This is a genomic window from Bacillus sp. iso_77 (assembly GCF_056173625.1).
On the sequence record NZ_CM149683.1, the window covers coordinates 1,015,438 to 1,034,207 of the forward strand.

At 41.2% G+C, this 18,770-nt stretch carries 16 protein-coding genes and 2 pseudogenes; 10 read left to right on the forward strand and 8 right to left on the reverse strand.

Annotated elements, in window-relative coordinates:
- Positions 1 to 273: 273 nt before the first annotated feature.
- Complete coding sequence (gene yhfH / locus AC0VYC_RS05100; RefSeq protein WP_008359029.1) at positions 274 to 411, reverse strand: protein YhfH; 138 nt, start codon at positions 409 to 411, stop codon at positions 274 to 276.
- Positions 412 to 566: 155 nt separating this feature from the next.
- Here yhfH and AC0VYC_RS05105 point away from each other — a divergent pair, with 155 nt between their 5' ends.
- From AC0VYC_RS05105 to AC0VYC_RS05115, 3 genes are all read left to right on the forward strand, one after another.
- Entirely contained in the window at positions 567 to 1,310 is a 744-nt protein-coding gene (locus AC0VYC_RS05105; RefSeq protein WP_039167545.1) for an MBL fold metallo-hydrolase, read from the forward strand.
- A 2-nt stretch (positions 1,311 to 1,312) separates the two neighbouring features.
- On the forward strand, positions 1,313 to 2,302 hold the full coding sequence (locus AC0VYC_RS05110) for a lipoate--protein ligase (RefSeq protein WP_008348846.1): 990 nt from the start codon (positions 1,313 to 1,315) through the stop codon (positions 2,300 to 2,302).
- 172 nt (positions 2,303 to 2,474) lie between these two features.
- The gene (locus AC0VYC_RS05115; protein ID WP_008348843.1) at positions 2,475 to 4,028 is read left to right on the forward strand and encodes a fatty acid--CoA ligase family protein; all 1,554 of its coding nucleotides are present in this window, start codon (positions 2,475 to 2,477) and stop codon (positions 4,026 to 4,028) included.
- A gap of 193 nt (positions 4,029 to 4,221) precedes the next feature.
- Here the strand turns inward: AC0VYC_RS05115 and AC0VYC_RS05120 are convergent, their stop codons facing one another.
- Positions 4,222 to 4,638: a YhfM domain-containing protein gene (locus AC0VYC_RS05120; protein ID WP_007497192.1), complete on the reverse strand. Its 417-nt coding sequence runs from the start codon at positions 4,636 to 4,638 to the stop codon at positions 4,222 to 4,224.
- Positions 4,639 to 4,815: 177 nt separating this feature from the next.
- Between AC0VYC_RS05120 and AC0VYC_RS05125 the strand changes: the two genes are divergently transcribed.
- Positions 4,816 to 6,099 (forward strand): M48 family metallopeptidase, encoded by a 1,284-nt coding sequence (locus tag AC0VYC_RS05125; RefSeq protein WP_251211321.1) that lies wholly within the window; start codon positions 4,816 to 4,818, stop codon positions 6,097 to 6,099.
- Between the two features lie 46 nt (positions 6,100 to 6,145).
- Here the strand turns inward: AC0VYC_RS05125 and AC0VYC_RS05130 are convergent, their stop codons facing one another.
- From AC0VYC_RS05130 to AC0VYC_RS05145, 4 genes and pseudogenes are all read right to left on the reverse strand, one after another.
- Positions 6,146 to 7,291: a serine alkaline protease SapB gene (locus tag AC0VYC_RS05130; RefSeq protein ID WP_475389597.1), complete on the reverse strand. Its 1,146-nt coding sequence runs from the start codon at positions 7,289 to 7,291 to the stop codon at positions 6,146 to 6,148.
- A 386-nt stretch (positions 7,292 to 7,677) separates the two neighbouring features.
- A complete protein-coding gene (locus AC0VYC_RS05135) occupies positions 7,678 to 8,262 on the reverse strand; it encodes a histidine phosphatase family protein (RefSeq protein WP_203144226.1) in 585 nt (194 codons plus the stop codon).
- Between the two features lie 61 nt (positions 8,263 to 8,323).
- Positions 8,324 to 9,631, reverse strand: a pseudogene (locus tag AC0VYC_RS05140) (globin-coupled sensor protein); the annotation flags it as partial.
- 79 nt (positions 9,632 to 9,710) lie between these two features.
- Positions 9,711 to 11,243, reverse strand: a complete 1,533-nt coding sequence (locus AC0VYC_RS05145; RefSeq protein ID WP_268381648.1) for an FAD-dependent oxidoreductase — start codon at positions 11,241 to 11,243, stop codon at positions 9,711 to 9,713.
- Between the two features lie 142 nt (positions 11,244 to 11,385).
- Here AC0VYC_RS05145 and AC0VYC_RS05150 point away from each other — a divergent pair, with 142 nt between their 5' ends.
- Positions 11,386 to 12,246, forward strand: a complete 861-nt coding sequence (locus AC0VYC_RS05150) for an SDR family oxidoreductase (RefSeq protein ID WP_058337510.1) — start codon at positions 11,386 to 11,388, stop codon at positions 12,244 to 12,246.
- Positions 12,247 to 12,304: 58 nt separating this feature from the next.
- On the opposite strand, the gene AC0VYC_RS05155 is transcribed toward AC0VYC_RS05150, so the two are convergent.
- Positions 12,305 to 12,541, reverse strand: coding sequence for an IDEAL domain-containing protein (locus tag AC0VYC_RS05155; protein WP_008348804.1), 237 nt, complete (start codon positions 12,539 to 12,541; stop codon positions 12,305 to 12,307).
- Between the two features lie 289 nt (positions 12,542 to 12,830).
- Here AC0VYC_RS05155 and AC0VYC_RS05160 point away from each other — a divergent pair.
- From AC0VYC_RS05160 to AC0VYC_RS05170, 3 genes and pseudogenes are all read left to right on the forward strand, one after another.
- Positions 12,831 to 13,408, forward strand: a pseudogene (locus AC0VYC_RS05160) (competence protein ComK).
- 143 nt (positions 13,409 to 13,551) lie between these two features.
- Positions 13,552 to 14,658: a D-TA family PLP-dependent enzyme gene (locus AC0VYC_RS05165; RefSeq protein ID WP_475389600.1), complete on the forward strand. Its 1,107-nt coding sequence runs from the start codon at positions 13,552 to 13,554 to the stop codon at positions 14,656 to 14,658.
- A gap of 386 nt (positions 14,659 to 15,044) precedes the next feature.
- A complete protein-coding gene (locus AC0VYC_RS05170; RefSeq protein ID WP_008348662.1) occupies positions 15,045 to 15,527 on the forward strand; it encodes a hypothetical protein in 483 nt (160 codons plus the stop codon).
- 30 nt (positions 15,528 to 15,557) lie between these two features.
- On the opposite strand, the gene pdxR is transcribed toward AC0VYC_RS05170, so the two are convergent.
- Positions 15,558 to 16,997 (reverse strand): MocR-like pyridoxine biosynthesis transcription factor PdxR, encoded by a 1,440-nt coding sequence (gene pdxR, locus AC0VYC_RS05175; RefSeq protein ID WP_186365893.1) that lies wholly within the window; start codon positions 16,995 to 16,997, stop codon positions 15,558 to 15,560.
- Between the two features lie 142 nt (positions 16,998 to 17,139).
- Here pdxR and AC0VYC_RS05180 point away from each other — a divergent pair, with 142 nt between their 5' ends.
- A complete protein-coding gene (locus AC0VYC_RS05180; RefSeq protein ID WP_203144230.1) occupies positions 17,140 to 18,309 on the forward strand; it encodes an MFS transporter in 1,170 nt (389 codons plus the stop codon).
- Positions 18,310 to 18,371: 62 nt separating this feature from the next.
- Positions 18,372 to 18,650 carry a barstar family protein gene (locus AC0VYC_RS05185; RefSeq protein WP_039167440.1) on the forward strand — a complete coding sequence of 93 codons (279 nt, stop codon included), beginning with the start codon at positions 18,372 to 18,374 and terminating at the stop codon, positions 18,648 to 18,650.
- Positions 18,651 to 18,770 lie beyond the last annotated feature (120 nt).

Consider the following 18,770-nt stretch of genomic DNA (forward strand, 5'->3'; position numbering starts at 1 on the left):
AAAGTATAACTAAAATTAAAGAGGTTCGTCCACGATTAAATTATATTAAGAAAATACAAAATTATTTGAAAAAATGGACACTTCGAACCCCCTTCGTTGTTTCAAGTCAATAAAAAGTGCCTTCCGAACTAAAAGTCATCATATGAAAATACTAAAAAACCCTTCTGTACCAAGGGTTTTACCTTTTTACCTATTTTTCAGAAAAAATAAAAAGCACTTTTGACTCCAACTGACGAAGGAGGAAAAAAGTGCTTTTTTGTTCTATTTATTTCCTTATTTAAGATAACTTACTTGTGAGCATTCCTCACATTCATTACCGTAACACTCGTGCTGTTCCATTAAATCATTTCCACATTTTGTGCATTTTTTTGAAGGCAAATTTCTAAAAAACTCAGTGATTTTTCCTAGCATTTGTCATCCTCCAATACGTTTTATTGCTATCATTGTATTATAACAGATTGATAATTGTCAATCTGTTTTGCAACAATAGGCAAGAAGAATGCTTTTTTTATGAAAAATGGGTATATTGTAAGAAGGGGATTTTTTGAAAAGGAGGAAATATGACGATGAAATTAACCGTGATTGGCTGCTACGGAGGATTTCCAGCAGCTGGTGAAGCCACATCAGGTTATCTTTTTGAATCAGATGGTTTTCGTCTGCTTGTCGACTGCGGGAGCGGAGTTCTGTCAAAGCTTCAGCAATACATTGATATAGAAGAACTAGATGCTGTACTCCTTTCTCATTATCATCACGATCATATTGCAGATATCGGACCTCTCCAATATGCGAAGCTAGTGGGTTATCATTTAGGAAAAAGCAGTGGTCCGCTGACGATCTACGGACATACCGGGGATCAAGCAGCATTTCAGCGGCTCTCTGATGATGTACATACAAAGACAAAACCTTATCACCCGGAAGAGGGCATTCAAATCGGACCATTTCAAATTGATTTTTTGAAAACGGTTCATCCGGCAGAATGCTATGCGATGAGAATTCAGGCAAATGAGGCTGTGGTGGTGTATACAGCTGACTCCAGCTATCAAGATGCATTTATCCCTTTTAGCAAGGATGCAGACTTACTTATTGCCGAAAGCAACTTTTACGCCGGACAAGACGGATCGGGTGCAGGACATATGAACAGCACTGAAGTAGGGAAGCTGGCAAGTGAAGCAAATGTTGGAGAGCTTATCATCACCCATCTGCCTCATTTCGGCCGGCATAAAGACCTAGTCAATGAAGCACAGGCGTTATATACTGGCAATATACAGCTTGCCCAATCAGGGCTTAGATGGAACAAGGAAGGAAGATAGAGATGCTGTTTATCGATAACGAGCAACATTATGACCCAATGATTAATTTAGCAATTGAAGAGTATTGCTTAAAATATTTAGATCCAGAAGAAACGTATTTGCTGTTTTACATCAACCAGCCGTCCATTATTATTGGAAAGAACCAAAATACAATAGAAGAAATCAATACAAAATATGTGGAAGACAATGGCATCAAAGTCGTTCGCAGGTTATCTGGCGGTGGTGCAGTTTACCATGACAAAGGAAACTTGAACTTCAGTTTTATTACAAAAGACGATGGGGACAGCTTTCATAACTTTAAAAAATTCACCGAGCCAGTCATCAAAGCGCTTGAAAAGCTTGGCGTCAAAGCGGAATTAAGCGGCAGAAATGACATCATGGCAGATGGGCGTAAAATTTCGGGGAATGCTCAATTTGCTACACGAGGACGTATCTTCAGTCATGGCACCCTATTATTTGATTCAGAAATCGAACATGTTGTCTCGGCATTAAATGTGAAGAAAGAAAAGATCGAATCAAAAGGTATCAAATCCATTAGAAGCAGGGTTGCGAATATTAGTGAACTGATGGATCAAAAGATGACAACAGAAGAATTTAGAAAAATTCTTTTAAGCTATATTTTTGACACGAACGGAGACGTGCCTGAGTATCAGTTGACAGAAAAGGATTGGGAGAAGATTCATGAGATTTCTCGTGATCGATACCAAAAATGGGAATGGAACTACGGCCGTTCACCTAAGTTTAACTTGCAGCACTCTAAGCGTTTTCCAGCTGGATCGATTGATCTTCGATTAGAAGTGAAAAAAGGCATCATTCAAGACTGCAAAATTTTTGGTGACTTCTTCGGTGTAGGGGATATTGCTGATATTGAGAAACGACTCATTGGGCAGCAATATGATCGCAAAACCATTAGTGATGTATTAGAAGACATGGATATGCGCCATTATTTTGGTAACGTATCAAAAGAAGATTTTCTGGATTTGATTTATTAAGCAAGGACAAGCACGGCTAGAGATAGCGGTGCTTTTTCTAATGAAAGAGATGAAAGCGGTTTACATTTGATCTTGTGAATTTTTTCGATTGTCTATTATAATAGAAAGGAGGAATGTTTGGTCATAAAATGAATGGCTATTCATTCATTGATGAAGTATAAGGGGTGGGAGAATGGATTTGATCAAAAATCTTGAGCAGACTGCGATGACCAAGGGAGAGAACGTCGCACTGATCTTTGAAGGGAACAAGTGGACCTATCAAGAACTGATGACAAGTATCGAACGTTTTGCAGATGGTTTAGTGAGCGAAGGGTTTCAAGCGGGAGATCATATCGCGCTGATTTTAGGAAATTCACCGCATTTTGTGATTTCATTTTTTGGTGCATTAAAGGCAGGACTTGTTGTTGTACCTGTCAATCCAACATATACGCCAAGTGAAATCGGCTATATGCTGGTCACTGGTGATGTAAAAGGGATTGTTGCACCGGATCAGCTTCTGCCGATATACGAGCAGGTGTATGAACAGCTTCCATCTATTGAACGAGTCATTATTTGTGCACAAAATGAATCTGCGTGCAGGTCAAGTTTAAAAGAAGTATCTGATCGTCTTGTTTTCTTCGGAAAGCTTGTGTCTGGAGATGCGCCGGAAACTGAGCATCCTGTCATCCAACCTGACGATACGGCCGTTATTTTATTTACATCTGGCACAACAGGAAAACCAAAAGGGGCAATGCTCACTCATGTTAACCTATATTCAAATGCAAGAGACATTGCGGAGTACCTGTCAATTGATGAGAAGGACAAGGTGATTGCTGCTTTGCCGATGTTCCATGTGTTTTGTTTGACCGTCTGTATGAATGCCCCTTTGATTCATGGAGCGACCATCTATGTCCTGCCGCATTTCAGCCCATCAGAGCTTTTACGAATGATGGAGAAAGAAAAGCCAACGCTATTTGTTGGTGTTCCAACCATGTATAACTATTTATACCGCCAGGACGGTCATGAGGAAGCGATGAAGTCGGTGAGGATTTGTATATCAGGCGGTGCGTCCATGCCTGTTGCTTTACTTCACGGTTTTGAAGAAAAATTCGGTGTCACGGTGCTAGAGGGTTATGGATTATCAGAGGCTTCTCCAGTGACGGCATTCAATCCCCTTGATGGAAAAAGAAAACCAGGCTCGGTCGGCACTGATATTATGAATGTGAAAAATAAGATCGTGAATGAACTTGGAGAGGAAGTTGGACCAAACGAAGTCGGAGAACTGATCGCAAAAGGGCCAAACATTATGAAAGGCTATTATCAAATGCCAGAAGACACAGAAGCAGCACTGAAAGATGGCTGGCTGTACACAGGAGATTTGGCAAGGAGAGATGAAGACGGATATATTTATATCGTCGATCGAAAAAAGGACATGATTCTCGTTGGCGGGTATAATGTCTATCCAAGAGAAGTAGAAGAAGTGCTTTATCAACATGAAGCTGTAGCAGAAGCCGTTGTCATCGGTGTGCCCGATCCAAACACAGGAGAGGCTGTTGTCTGCTACATTTCCCCTAAGAAACATGCTCACATCAATCAAGAAGACATCATCACACATTGTTCACGCTATTTGGCGAAATATAAGCAGCCCCAAACGATCCATTTCATTGATGATATTCCAAAAAACACGACTGGTAAAATTTTAAGAAGAGCGCTAAAGGATAAGTACCAAGCAGAAACAAGTAAATAAAAAAAGAGTCTCTTCTTATGAGGAGGCTCCTTAGCGTGTAGACAAACCCTCGCATTCTTTGTCAGTCCTGCGTGCTTGGTTCACATTCGCTCCGCGCCTCCTAGACTGCAAAGGTTTTCTATCACGCTGAAAAGAAGACAAGGGGATAAAATAAAGTTCATTTTATCCCTTTGTCAACAATCTAGGGAGTCTCTTATGAAGAGGCTCCTTTTTGAATCGCTTCTTGTACCTGTTTTCGAAAGGAATTTGACTGTTTTTGATTTAATTCATAATAGGTGCCGTCTACTAAAAAAACAACTTGAGAGCGGTTGGTCCATAGCTGAAAAGAAGTGCCATTTGTCCGTCCGAACATGACCTTGGCAATATAATCTGGCTTCTTTACATTCTTTTTGAGATGGCTGCTTGTTTGTTTCCCTTTGTTTAATTGTTCAATTAGATCCTCAGTTGTATCTTTATCATCTATTTCATAAGAAATGGACTGGTTCGTCGGTGAAAGCAATAATTTCTCTGCTCGATTTTCATCGAAGATGTCACTTGTCCGGCTGAACACATAAAAGAAGGTAATCAGTAAAAGCCCAAAGATCACAATTCCTGCAAGGATTTTCTTCATGATGAACCTCCAACTCACTTTTTTATAGCTAGTTTCTCCGATTTTTGAACAGCATAATCATTTTTTTCACTCAAGCTTTTTCAGATAGGGCATGCTATGATGGAGCCACATGAGACGGGTTCTAAACAAAAACGTGCGTGATTACAATAGAGAGAGAAATGGAAAGGAGGCTGACCAGTGCGAGTACGCAAATGGGTAGCTCTTGCAACGGTAGCATACATATTGTACGGTCTTTTTATTTATTCTTACTTATTTCTAATGGGGGATTCATCTGTCCCTGACAGTGTGAAAGGGACAAGTGCAGACCCGCATACATTTATGACAAGCAATGAGCTTTTGATCAGTGGAAATTACTCGAACATTCGTAACCTGTTGTACTTTATGACAATTCCTTTAGATTGGTATGTCTTTTTCCTTTTGCTCATTTCAGGGTTTTCAAGGAAATTAGCAGATTGGAGCTTGGCAGCAGCTCGTTTTCACCTTTTGAGCAAACTTGTGTATGTGTTTGTGCTGTCACTTTTGACGATGCTGATCACATTGCCGGTCAAGTGGGTGAGCTACCAGTTGTCCTTGTACTACGGTGTTTCAGCACAAAGCACGACAAGTTGGCTAAAAGACCAAACGCTTGATTTTTGGATTCAATATCCACTGCTTGTTCTATGCGCCATTGTGTTCTTTTGGCTCATTCAAAAGAAAAGGAAATATTGGTGGCTGTATGCTTGGTGTTTAACCGTTCCAGTTACACTATTTCTCTTCTTTATACAGCCGGTCGTTATTGATCCACTCTACAATGATTTTTACCCATTGAAGGATCAAGCGCTTGAGAAAAAGATATTAACTCTTGCAGAGAAAGCACATATTCCAGCAGATCATGTATATGAAGTCAACATGTCAGAGAAAACAAACACGATGAATGCTTACGTCACAGGAATTGGTGAAAATAAGCGTATTGTTTTGTGGGATACGACACTTCAAAAGCTGAAAGACCGTGAAATCTTATTTATCATGGCGCATGAGATGGGACATTACGTGATGAAGCATGTGTATATCGGTTTAGCAGGATATTTAGTGTTGTCTCTGGTTGGATTTTTTGCCATTGACCGTCTTTATTTTTCCCTTTACCAAAAAGGCGCTTCTCCATTTCGTCTGAAGGCACCACATGACGTTGCTGCTCTTCCGCTTCTGTTGATCATTGTATCTATGCTGTCATTTGCTGCTTCTCCTTTTACAAATGCTGTGTCAAGACATCAAGAACGTGCAGCTGATGAATATGCCGTGAATTTGACAAAGGATGGAGAGGCGGGGGTAACGTCATTTCAAAAGCTTGCAAAATCAGGGCTTTCCCAAGTCAATCCGCCACTTTTAGTGAAAATATTCCGCTATGGACACCCGACGATGATGGAGAGAATCATCGATATGGAAAAAGCCGCAAAAAAAGAGGAAACATCGAAAAAGCAATAAATAAAAAATCCGGCTCAGTTCGCCGGATTTTTTTGTCACACTTATTTTAGTTAGAAGCCGCTTGAACGTTAATTAATCCTTTTCCATAATAGAACGAATTACCAAGCGGTGTTGCCGTATTTTCTAAGCGCTGACGAACCTGAGACGTTGATAGATTCGGATACTTAGAAAGGATAAGCGCTGCTGCTCCTGCTACATGAGGAGATGCCATTGATGTTCCCGTATAAGACGTATATCCACTGCTTGGTACTGTACTTAAAATCGATGTACCAGGTGCAGAAACATCTAATTCAGGACCTGCGCTAGAAGACGAGTTTCTGACATTGTTGCTGTTCACGTTGGCAACAGCAATTGTAGAGTCGTATTTTGCAGGATAGCCTACGGTGCTAGTAGAGCCAATTGAACCTGAATTCCCTGCTGCGGCAACGACAACTACTCCGCGGTTATTCGCTGTGTCTACAGCATTTTTAAGCGCTGTGGAGCCGTTTGGTCCGCCTAAGCTCATATTGATGACATCCATGTTATTGGCAACAGCCCATTCAATACCGCTGATAATCCAGCTGTATTGTCCATCTCCGTTTCGATCTAACACTTTAACGGCATACAAGGAGGCGCTCGGCGCAACCCCAAGAACACCAATCGTGTTATCAAGGGCAGCAATGGTTCCGGCTACGTGAGTTCCGTGTGATTGAAAGTCTTGTGTGGCATTTGGCTCTGAAGGGACGAAGCTAGCACCGCCTGCAACATTTAAGTCAGGGTGTGCGGCGTGGATTCCAGTATCAAGGACAGCTACTTTGACGTTAGAACCTTTATAACCTTGAGCGTGTACGGCTGGAGCTTTGATTTGAGGGATACCATAAGGGACGGTTTGGGCATATGCTTCTGCTTTGTGGTCTTCTTCTACATAAGCAATGCTAGGGTCGTGTTCAAGTTTTTTTGCGGCTTGTTCAGACATCTTCACTTGTGCAGCATTAATGAGGCGGTATTGTTTTTCTAATTTCCCACCATTTTGTGTCACTGCTTGTTTCTTAGAGCTGTTTGTGGTGGCAGAAGCTTTAAAGCCAACGATATAGCTTTTTTCGCTTTCTGACTTTGAGGCAGTCTCGGCATTTGCCATCGAGCCTCCAAACCCTGCTGAAAACAGAAGAGGGACAGCCAATAAAACACTTGTCATCACATTTTTCTTTTTCACGCACATTCCACATCCCTTTTTCTTATTTCAGAATAATCATCCGTAGTCTATTAGAATGATCCGTTTGATTATTCTGTATTTTCAGTTTAATAGAGATAGGCAAATAAGAGTAGGCCCGAATTTTTGTGGAAGTCCTAGCGAAAAATAGGGAATTAAGTCGCTTGGAAATGATGGTAAAATATGTTTATTCTATATTTCCAACGGTTTCCTATTAAAAAGGAATCGTGCTTTTTTTCTCATGATCTATTTGAGGATAAACATTCGATACCCGAAATGCCATAAAATGGGTAGAAAAGGCTATCATCTATTTCGAATTTCGATATAAAAAAATATTATTTTATCATTGTTTTTGACATGAAAAAGAACCTGCTATGAAAACAGGTTCTTTAAGAAGGGGCAGATTGTGTTAAATGGCTGACCACGTTGTAATCGTTCACCTTCCATTCACCATCTGTCCATTCCACATAATTTAAGCAGGCATTCTCAAGCCTTGTATCCTTAATACCCATATGTTCGTCAGCTAGTGAGGTGAGTAAGGCATGGATGGCAGCACCGTGTGCTACGATTAGTACCCGTTGATCTGGGTAGGTTGCCCTCACTTTTTCAATACCTTCTAGCATTCGATCTTGAAGTGCCGATAATGGTTCCATATTTGGATACTGTTTATTCGGAAACAGCTTCTGACGTTCCTCAAATGACATGCCTTCAGCGTCGCCATAGTCACGTTCAATAAAATCGTCCATGATTAAGAGCGGTGCATGTACATGCTGTAAAATCAAATGAGCTGTTTCTTTTGCCCTTGATAGCGGACTGGAAATGACAACATCCCAGTGGGCATCTTTTAAGTAAAGACCGGTTTGTTCCGCTTGCCATTTACCAGTGTCATTTAAAGGGATATCTGTTCGTCCTTGAATTCGTTTCGCTGCATTCCAATCGGTTTCTCCGTGTCTGACTAGGCAAATTGCTGTCAATCAAATCCCGCCTTTTCTATCTTTTCCTCTATTATACTAAAATAGAAGAAGAATGACTGGATCAGTGATTTGTCAGACTCGTTAAGGACTCGACCGAACTTGCCACTTGGGACACTGTTTGTTTGACTTCTTTCAATTCGTTTAGGAATGTTTGCAAATCTATTTCAATTTTTCCGTTTTGGTTTTTGCTTAAGTTCATGCTGCTGACGATATCATCGAATAGCGAGTTGATTTGGGTCATTTTTTCTTTACTGTCTGTCACAAGTAAATTCACATCAGCAATATGCTGTGACACAATGGCGATTTGTGAATTTGTGTTGTTGACGAGCTCAGATACAGTTGAAACCGTTTTCTTTGTATCCTCTGATAATTTGCGAACCTCATTTGCAACGACAGCAAAGCCTTTGCCATGTTCACCTGCTCGAGCTGATTCGATTGAAGCGTTTAAAGATAGTAAATTCGTTTGCTCCGCAATACCTGTGACGATCCCAAAAATTTGTTCAATTTGTTTCGCAATTTCTTCTAAGCGTTTAATTTCTGTTTCAATCTTTGTCATACTGCCGTCAATTTGGTTCATCTGCGTCTGCTGAATTTCTAACTCTTTTTTACCGCCAATTGATTTCTCTTCAACTTGTGCTGAAATCTTTGTGCCAGCCTGTGACATATCCGCCATCTCATCAGATTTTGATACAAGTTTGTCCACTGCATTTGTTGTATTTGAGAAGAGAGAAGCAAGTGAATTAGATGTTTCTGTAATTTTTGTATGAAGCTCTTTTTGCTGTAGTTCTGCTTCATCACGAACTTTAGAGTATTCATTTTGGAACGTATCTAGGACAAGCTGTTGCTCTAGATTTAAAATTTTCGTCGTCGCCTTCACTGCCGTCTGATATTCTTTGAAATCTTGGATATGCTGGGCAAATAAATCCATTATGGATAGCAATAGGTCTTGGAAGGCTGCCATATACCATTTAGGTTGAAGTCCAATTCTTAAATGAACTTGTGCAATTTTAATTCTTTTGGCCACATAAGATTCGTCAATCACACCGGCAAACATTTCACTAATATGAATGCGTAGTGTTTTCTTTAGACGCTCGACTGAGCTGTTATCTTGAATGATGTGCATCAAGGAAGACTCGACTTCTAGGTTTTTATAAAATTTATCGACGATATGTTCAATTTCATCTTGAACGATTGGATTCAGCTGTTTCAAGATAAAAAGGTCTTGCTGCGTCAAATCAATCATTTTAATTTGTTTGGCAATGTCCGTATTCTCCGGAAAATTGATTCGTTTTATCCCATCATCCTGCTGTGTGAAAAAAGCAGTGTTTTTCTTTTTACTCTCTTTTTTAAATAACAATGTGTTTGTCCCCCCATAATCATCACAAATATCAGACTTTATGTTTTTTATCGGATAATTTTGGTTTTATTAAAGGGAAAACAGTGAAATTTTACTGTTCTTTATATGACCTTTTTAGTGGTTTTTTAGCCGGACCTTCTACTACTTCTCCCGTAATGGAGAAGCGAGACCCGTGACAAGGACAGTCCCACGTGCGGTCACTATTATTCCACGCGACTTCACAGCCTAAATGAGTACAGGTTGTATCGACAAGAAAGATATCGCCGTCCTCTGACTTAAATGCGCCACATTTTTTATGCTCATAAGACACAATCCCGCCTTCACCCGGTTTTAAATCATCAATTGTTTGATCAGCTCGTTTTAATTTACCGCTGATTAGCTTCGCTGCAACATTGGTGTTTTCTTTGATAAAGTCTTTTACGAATGCGTCTGACACGAGTCTTGATGGAGTAAAGATGGATTCGTAAGGATTCGATTTTCCTTCGATCAAATCTCCGATCAGTGTCGCTGCTACGTGGCTTGTGGTCATGCCCCATTTTCTAAAGCCTGTTGCCACAAAAATATTCGAATGATGTGATGTCAGGCGGCCAATGTAAGGGATTTGATCCATTGTGACCATATCATGCGTGGACCAACGGTAAAGGACTTCCGTTATGCCAAGGGTGGTTTCTCCAAACTTTTCTAGTGCTTCATAGTGTGCGGATTCATCTCCGCCTTGTCCGGTTTTATGGCCTTGTCCACCGATGAGCACGACATCTTCTCCATGGAATTTCGCCGTTCTTAATGAATGGGCAGGCTGATCAATTCCTAAGTACATGCCGTCTGGAAGCGGTTTTTTTGTTTTGGCTGCGACGACATAAGATTGCTCAGGATGGATTCGCGTGAAATACAGTCCTTTGCCATCGTAAAAAGGAAAGTGTGAGCATGAAATGATAGAGCGCCCCATCAGATGATGACCACTTTTTGTGATGACAGCAGGGTGTTTTCCTTCTTTTACATCGACTGCCGTTGTCTGTTCAAATATGCGCACGCCTCGGTCAATGAGCTGATCGATCAGTGCATGAAGATAATGAAGAGGATGAAATTGTGCTTGCTGCGTCATGGCGAGGGCTACCTTGATGCCAGCATCAAACGGGAGCGCTGTTTTCCATTCGCGATCGATACCGAGCTGTTTGTACGCATCTAATTCCTTCCTTAACTTTTTGACGCCGTTTTCTTCTGTTGTATAAAGGTAAGCATCTTTTACCTCAAGCTGACAATCAATGTCATACTCTTTCACACGTGCTTGGATGAGCTCCTTTGCTTTTTCATTTGCTTCTACATATAAACGGGCTTTCGGCATACCAATATGCTGAATCAGCTCATGATAGTACACATCATGCTGGGAAGTAATTTTCGCTGTCGTATGTCCAGTGGTTCCTTGCAATACTTGATCAGCATCTATGATGATGACATCCAGTCCGCGTTCTGTCATTTCAAATGCAGTAGCGATACCGGTAATACCGGCACCGACAATGATGACATCTGCTGTAAGATCTTCGCTGACAGTAGGAAAAGAGGGCTTCTCACTATCAGCTAGCCATAACGACTTTGCTTGTTCCGATCCTTTATGTTCTTGTTCCATGTTGTCGCCTCCAGTCACTTGTTGTGTATAATTTTTCCACGATGCTGAAAATCATACATTTTAGTGAAAACAAGAGCGAAATACATAAAAAAATGAGCAACACATAAAAATAAACGAGATAAAAAGGAAGGAGTGGACTGACGTGTCAACAAAGCAGCCAAAGAAAACGTTACCGCCTCAGCATCAGAACGAACGTCCAGGACTTGAATATAAAATGAACCCTAGACCTATCTTTGATCGAGAGGTGCAAGGCAAAAAGCTGACAGGGAAAACGGCGATTGTCACAGGTGGAGACAGCGGGATTGGAAGAGCAGTATCTGTCTTATTTGCGAAAGAAGGAGCCAATGTAGCGATTGTTTATTTGAATGAACATCGTGATGCGGAAGAAACGAAGGACTATATTGAAAAGATGGGAGGCCGCGTCATTTTAATATCAGGTGACCTAGGGGATGAAGCTTTTTCAAACGAGGTCGTCAAACAAACAAAAGATGCTTTCGGTTCGATTGATATTTTGGTCAACAACGCAGGTGAACAGCATCCGCAAAAAAGCATTGAACAGATTACCTCTCACCAGCTTCTTCGGACATTTCAAACGAATATATTTGCCATGTTCTATTTAACAAAAGCGGTGCTCCCTCATTTAAAGAAAGGAAGCAGTATTATTAATACAGCATCGGTCACTGCTTATAAAGGTCATGAAACCTTAATTGATTATTCATCGACAAAAGGGGCGGTTGTAACGTTTACAAGATCATTATCTCTATCTCTTATCAAACAAGGGATTCGGGTAAATGGGGTAGCGCCTGGACCGATTTGGACACCGCTGATTCCATCCACATTTACGGAAAAGGAAGTGTCTGAATTTGGTGGAGATGTCCCAATGGAGCGGCCTGGTGAGCCAGTAGAGTTAGCACCGAGTTATTTATTTTTAGCGAGCGAAGACTCTTCTTATATGAATGGACAAATGATTCATGTGAATGGCGGAACCATATTAAATGGATAAAAACAAAAAACTTGCGGTAAAGAGACAAGTTTCTGTCTCTCTGCCGCAAGTAAAATCATCATGATTGATGTAAGCAATGTTCTGCATATTGAGCTGACAGGTCATTAAAACGCTTTTCATCACGCTGATCTAGAGCCTTGTCAATCTCTTCTCTAAGGAAGGTTAAGCGCTGTTTATAAAGCGCCTCATCTAAAACCATTTGAATATAAATGTCTAAAATAGTAACGCCATTCTCTTCGGTTTTTTGGGTGTTGCGGGACTTCATGAGCTCAGCATACGTTTTTTTCTCTTTCATAAAGAATCCCCCCGATGCCTTTTTTATAGTATATGGATTGGCGGAGAAAAAATCAACAAGAATTTATAATTTTTAGACAATTTATTTTTGAGCCATATCGACACCCCTTGTCCAGTCGACAAGATGCGATATATCTTTAAAAATGGCTTTTAGATAGATCGAATGTACTAAATAACATGATAAAAAGATAATTTTAAATAAATATTGAAAAAATCCTGTCGTTTCTTATACGTTGGTGATAGATTAATAGTATCTAAAATAACCAAAAATTAACACAGGAGGAAATGAAGTGTCAGGAATTAGTGAAACACCATTAGATTCATACGTCATTAATCAAACAACAATGGCGGTCCTTCCGGTTGAAGAAGGAAAACGAGTATATTCAAGAGTGATCGAAAGAGAGACAAGCTTTTACGTTGAATTAAAGCCGCTGCAAATTATAGAACGCAGTTGCAGGTTCTTTGGCTCAAGCTATGCAGGCAGAAAAGCGGGAACATATGAAGTAACAGGTATATCACACAAGCCTCCCATCGTGATTGACTCATCCAATCATCTGTATTTCTTCCCAACCTATTCATCCAACCGCCCTCAATGCGGATGGATTCCCACAAATACATTCATATCTTTCAGGAATCATCCCTCGGAGACACGGTTGTTACTTTTACAAATGAGCAATCGGTCAAACTAGATGTCTCATATAAGTCATTTGAGAGTCAGGTACACCGAACAGCGTATCTCCGAACGAAATTTCAAGATCGACTTGATGGAGGTCTTCCTAAGAAACAAGAATTTATGCTGTATCCAAAGGAACAGCAGCTCAACCTTGTGTATGATTTTATCTTAAGAGAACTTCGTAATCGTTATTAGTGAGAGACCAGCGGCAGACAGCCGCTGGACTGCTTACTCATCGCCATCATTTTTTTGCAGAAAAAACCATTGATTATCGTATAAAAAAATATATAATTTATCTATATTATATAATTTTTTATATAACGAAAGGGGTCATGGGGATGATGTATGAAGAACTGGATACGCCGGCACTACTCATTGATAAACGGGTGATGATGGAGAATGTAGCGGCGATGCAGCAATACGCAGACCGTCAGCATGTCAAATTGCGCCCTCATACGAAAACTCATAAAACGCCTGCACTTGCCAAGCTGCAGGAAGAGAAAGGTGCATCTGGCATTACGGTAGCGAAAGTAGGAGAGGCTGAAGTAATGGCAGCCCATGGGCTAAAGGATATTTTTATCGCCAATCAAATTGTAGGTGAGATTAAACTCAAGCGGATTCGTAAACTGGCAGAGTCGATACAGATTTCATTCGGTATAGATTGTGTTGAGCATGTGAAGCAGATTGAGCAAGTCTTTTGTGAATCAGAGAAAAAAGCGGAGGTTTTAATTGAGATAGAGGTTGGAGAGGGAAGGTCTGGTGTCATTGAAGAACGTGATTTCTGCCACATATTAGAGGCGATTCAAACAAGTGATGCCGTTCATTTAAAGGGGATTTTTTCTCATGATGGTCATACGTATCTAGCGGAAAGTAAAGCACATTGCCGGACATTATACGAGGAGGCTGTTAATCGAACGCTCCGTTTTGCACAGATTGCAGAAGAAGCTGGTATGCCGATAGAGGTCGTCAGTATTGGATCAACACCGCCATTTTTATTTCAATTTGATATTCCAAAAGGAGTCACTGAAATACGGCCAGGCACATACATCTTGATGGATGCTTCCCAGTCCAATGTAATCGGCACATATTCGCATTGTGCAGCTTCTGTGCTGACGACGGTCATTAGTAAACCGACAGAGCGCCGGGTGATTACAGATGTAGGGGCCAAGGGGCTGACGGCACAAACGCGTACAAAAGGGCTGACCAAAACAGAGGGCTTAGGCAAAGTGAAAGAATATGATGATGTATTTGTTTCAAGCGTATTTGACGAGCATGCCATTATCTATCATGAAGGCTTTCGTCAAAGTGTACAGATCGGTGAGAAGGTGCAAATGATTCCGAATCACATCTGTCCTGCTGTGAATCTTCATGAAAAAGCATACCTCATTCAAGATGGCAAGGTGGTAGAAGAGCTGGAGATTGCTTGTAAAGGAAAGCTGCAATAAATGGGTAGGATCATAGAGGGTGTTGCCGCTATGCAGAGCAGAATATAAGGTAGCTTCCATGCTAAGAAAGATCATCATTTGAAATCCATACATCTAAGGAAAAGGCGCCGAAAGGGGTCTTTTTTATTTGAGAAAAAATGACGAAGATGAAATAGATTGAAACCAAATGTGCCTTTCTGGTCGTCTATTGACTGTATCATCATGAAATGGCAGGGAAATGTGAACCATTAGAAGGATTTTCATTCATTTCCGCATAAATCACAGAAGTGATACATGCGGTCTGTTACAATAAAAATAAGTCATTTCTTACAAGGTGTTCGTATGAGGTAAAAGTTGATCATATTTGACCGATATGAACAAATGGGAAAGAGAAATGGGGGCCCTGTATGAAAAAACGATGGCATTTGATGCTGCTATTTACCGTGACAGTGACACTACTCACGGCCTGCAATCAAGCAGGTCAGCCGCCTTCAAAACAAAACACAAAAGAAGCTGCGTATGAACAATGGGTTCAGCGTTATATGGATGAGTTAAATGAAGCATATGAAAACATGACCGATCAATTTATTTCGGATGGACATGGAAAAATTCAAGTAAATGAAAAATTGACAAAAGCGACGAAAGCATTCGACCGTGTCATTCAAAAAGGGCTTACTCATCAAGAAGTGCCAGCTGTGTATCAAAAGGCAGACAAACAATTAAAGACAGGTCTTGCTTCATTTGAAAAAGGAATTAGCAAGGTAGAGCAGCTGTTAAAGCGTCCTGATCAAGAAAAGCTGTTTATGTCAGCTACTCAACATTTTCAAGATGGATTGCAAGAGACAGCCTCTTTCATTGAAGAAGTGGGAAACGTTCAGCAATCACAATGAAAAGCCTGGAAGGGAGACTTCCAGGCTTTTTTAGATGTGCAGTGTTTGCTTTAATCGGCGTACACCTTCTTGAATCATGGCTTCATCCGTACAGGCAAAACCAAGCAGCAACCCTTTCCTTTTGCTTTCATAACAATAGGGGCTTAATGGATAAATGCCGACACCTGCCGCTTTTGCGGCCTCAATCGTGCCTTGTTCATCAAAGTCTGATGTTCCTTCCAAAAAGACGTGAAGGCCTGTATCGGTTCCATATAAACGGAAGTGTTTGTCAAAGTGATGTGTCAAAAGAGCATCCATCATCGCTGCCTGCCGTTTTTTATACACCTGTCTCATCCGCCTGACATATCGCGTAAACTCTCCTTCTCTGAAAAAAGAGGCAAGAGTGATTTGCTCCATGATCGGCAGCTGTCTTTGAATAAGTGATTGCAGTGCAGCGATTTCTTTAATGACTGCTTTGGAGCCGATGATGGCAGCAAGGCGGATGCCTGGAGCAAGTACCTTGGAAAAACTGACAATATAGATCACATGATTGGGTGCTTCTGAAAATAAAGAAGGAAGCGGTCCGCCATGATAACGATAATCCCCATCAAAATCATCTTCTAATATGTAAGATTGAGCCTTCGCAGCAAACTGCAGCAGCTCCCGTCTTCTATTGACGCTCATACAGACACCGGTTGGCCGCTGATGAGAGGGCGTTACAGCGATCAGCTTTGTACGTTCTGGCAATGTATTCACCATCATTCCTTCTTCATCGACTGGTGCGGGGTAAATAGTCATTTCGCGATGTAAAAAGGACAACCTAGCTCCAGGAAAACCAGGATCTTCAACAGCTACTGTATCTCCTTTTTTGAGCATGACTTGTGAAATTAAGTCAATGGCTTGCTGTGTGCCCCCTGTTAACACGATTTGGTCTTCTTCTATATCAATGCCGCGTTCAACCGATAAGTATTGGCGAATTTCAGAACGCACTTCCCATAATCCATGCGGAGAAGAATAGCCCCAATCTTTCATATTTAAGCGCTGTAATGCTTTTAGAAGCGAGCGTTTCCATATGTTTTGAAAATGGTCGTCGATGGCTGGTTCTTGATGGCGGAAATCAATCTCAAGTGTGTCATGAAATTGATTGGCCGAGAGCCAGTGATCCATTTGTTTCTCAGCCTCGTCAAAGTGAGGTCTTGTCGGAAGTGCAAAAGGCGGTTCGTTTTGATGTGGGGGAGAAGCAGCATTGTGATCACTTGAAATGACCTTTGTTCCGCCTCTTCTAGAGGTGCTGACATAGCCTCTTGCCAGCAGTTCATCATAGGCAAGCTGTACGGTGGATCGAGATACGTTGAGCTCTTGTGCTAATACTCTTGACGGAGTCAACTGATCATCAGGATTCAGTGTGTTTGTATGAATTTTTTGAATGATGCCATTGACGATTTGCTGCCAGAGCGGGATAGAGCTGGAACGGTCTAAATGAATGTACACAGTGCACCTTCTTTCCTTTGTCATGTCATCATGATGATGACATGGAATTATGGATTGGTCAATAGCTTCATTTTTGGATGTGGGAAGAAATCCAAATGATGTGTACACTGGTTCATATCATTTACACAGAGGAGAGAGTCCCATGATTCCTGCATCAAAAGAAGAAACAGCACAGCTATCTATGATTCCGTTTGTATTCGTTTTATTTAGCCTTTTTATGATTACAACAGCAGTGAACCTGCAAGTCCCTCTTTATACGGAATATGCAGAGCAGGCAGGATACGGAAAGGCGTCAACAGCTCTGGTGTTTGCTGCGTATGTTTTCGGACTGATTCCAGTATTACTGTTACTTGGCGGAATGTCTGACCGGGCTGGACGAAAACCGATTTTATTGATCGCTCTTTGCTTTTCATTATGTGCCACCCTGCTCATGATCGTGCATCCGACCATACAAATGCTCTTTGTCGCCCGGCTGCTGCAAGGAGTGGGACTTGGGTTAAGTGTTGGCACATGTACTGCCTACTTGATTGCTTTATATCCAGAGAAATCGGGCTGGATCCCAACGTTTATCGCATTATGCAGTTCGATTGGATTTGGAGGAGGTGCTCTTTTTACAGCGATTCTTTCTTTTGAGCAAGTGTCACTGACGCCTCTTAGCTATTGGATTGTGTTGGTCTTGATTATGTTGACGATTGTTGCTGTATTCTTTTTGGTGCCGCCTGTACAAGGGGAGGCAAGTAAACCGCTAATGAACATGCCGAGGTTTCCAAAAGGGACAATGCCTGCGAACATAGCTATTGCTATCGCATGGTCTGTGTGCGGTCTTGTCATTTCGATTTTGCCAGCACAGCTTAAATTAAATGGCTATGAATTGTGGGTAGGCCCGGCGCTGTTTTTTATTAATATGGCAGGTGTTCTGATGCAGCCTTTTGTCCGAAAGATGAATAGCAGTGCAGCGCTTCGTATCGGTTTTATTTGTCTTCCGTGTGGATATGGCCTGCTGTTATTCGGTGCTAATAGCGGGTCCATTTTCCTTGTCCTTGCTGGAACTCTTTTAGCGGGCACAGCTTGCTATGGATTTACTTACTTAGGCGGTCTCCAGCTGATTGTTGAGAAAGGGAAGAAGGAAGCGGCTAGAGCCGTTGCTGGATATTACTTGTTTGCGTATCTAGGTCTTGGCATACCAAGTGTGTTCGTTGGTCTCTTTGCTGATATGTACGGTACTCAGACAGTGTTAACGCTCTTTTTCATGCTCGTGCTGGCTGCCTGCCTGATCTTACTTAGTTTAAGTTTCAGAGAGAGGCAAAAGTGAAATGGATTCTTTCTCTTTCCTCTCCAATTCGTTTAAAATAAAGACAGAAGAGGGGGAGGGAAATGAAAAAAGTACAGCTAAATGGTGCGATGTGCAGATCACAAGAGGAGCTTCATGATCAACTAAAAACAGTGTTACAACTTCCTGATCATTACGGGAAAAATCTTGATGCCCTTTGGGACTGTTTAACAGGAGAAGTGAGCTTGCCTTTAGAGCTCACGTGGATTCATTATCAAGCAAGCAAAGACGAGCTTGGTGATTATGCAGAGAATTTGCGGCAGTTATTACAAGAAGCTGAAGAGGAACTGCAGGGGCAGTTTCAATTGAATATTGAAGCGTAAAAAGCAGCTGATTCCAAAAGCTGTTTTTTTATGCGGTTTTCACCCTCATTCTACTATTGAATATTTCACTAAATATGATAATATATGAACTGTCGCTTAATTGATAATGATAATCATTTG

Bases quoted from the DNA above. Each gene is read 5' to 3' on its own strand.
- AC0VYC_RS05170 (WP_008348662.1), top strand. From the start codon at position 15,045: ATGAAAAAACGATGGCATTTGATGCTGCTATTTACCGTGACAGTGACA.
- AC0VYC_RS05185 (WP_039167440.1), top strand. From the start codon at position 18,372: ATGAAAAAAGTACAGCTAAATGGTGCGATGTGCAGATCACAAGAGGAG.
- AC0VYC_RS05165 (WP_475389600.1), top strand. From the start codon at position 13,552: ATGATGTATGAAGAACTGGATACGCCGGCACTACTCATTGATAAACGG.
- AC0VYC_RS05155 (WP_008348804.1), bottom strand. From the start codon at position 12,541: ATGAAAGAGAAAAAAACGTATGCTGAGCTCATGAAGTCCCGCAACACC.
- AC0VYC_RS05110 (WP_008348846.1), top strand. From the start codon at position 1,313: ATGCTGTTTATCGATAACGAGCAACATTATGACCCAATGATTAATTTA.
- yhfH (WP_008359029.1), bottom strand. From the start codon at position 411: ATGCTAGGAAAAATCACTGAGTTTTTTAGAAATTTGCCTTCAAAAAAA.
- AC0VYC_RS05120 (WP_007497192.1), bottom strand. From the start codon at position 4,638: ATGAAGAAAATCCTTGCAGGAATTGTGATCTTTGGGCTTTTACTGATT.
- AC0VYC_RS05180 (WP_203144230.1), top strand. From the start codon at position 17,140: ATGATTCCTGCATCAAAAGAAGAAACAGCACAGCTATCTATGATTCCG.
- AC0VYC_RS05145 (WP_268381648.1), bottom strand. From the start codon at position 11,243: ATGGAACAAGAACATAAAGGATCGGAACAAGCAAAGTCGTTATGGCTA.
- AC0VYC_RS05105 (WP_039167545.1), top strand. From the start codon at position 567: ATGAAATTAACCGTGATTGGCTGCTACGGAGGATTTCCAGCAGCTGGT.
- AC0VYC_RS05115 (WP_008348843.1), top strand. From the start codon at position 2,475: ATGGATTTGATCAAAAATCTTGAGCAGACTGCGATGACCAAGGGAGAG.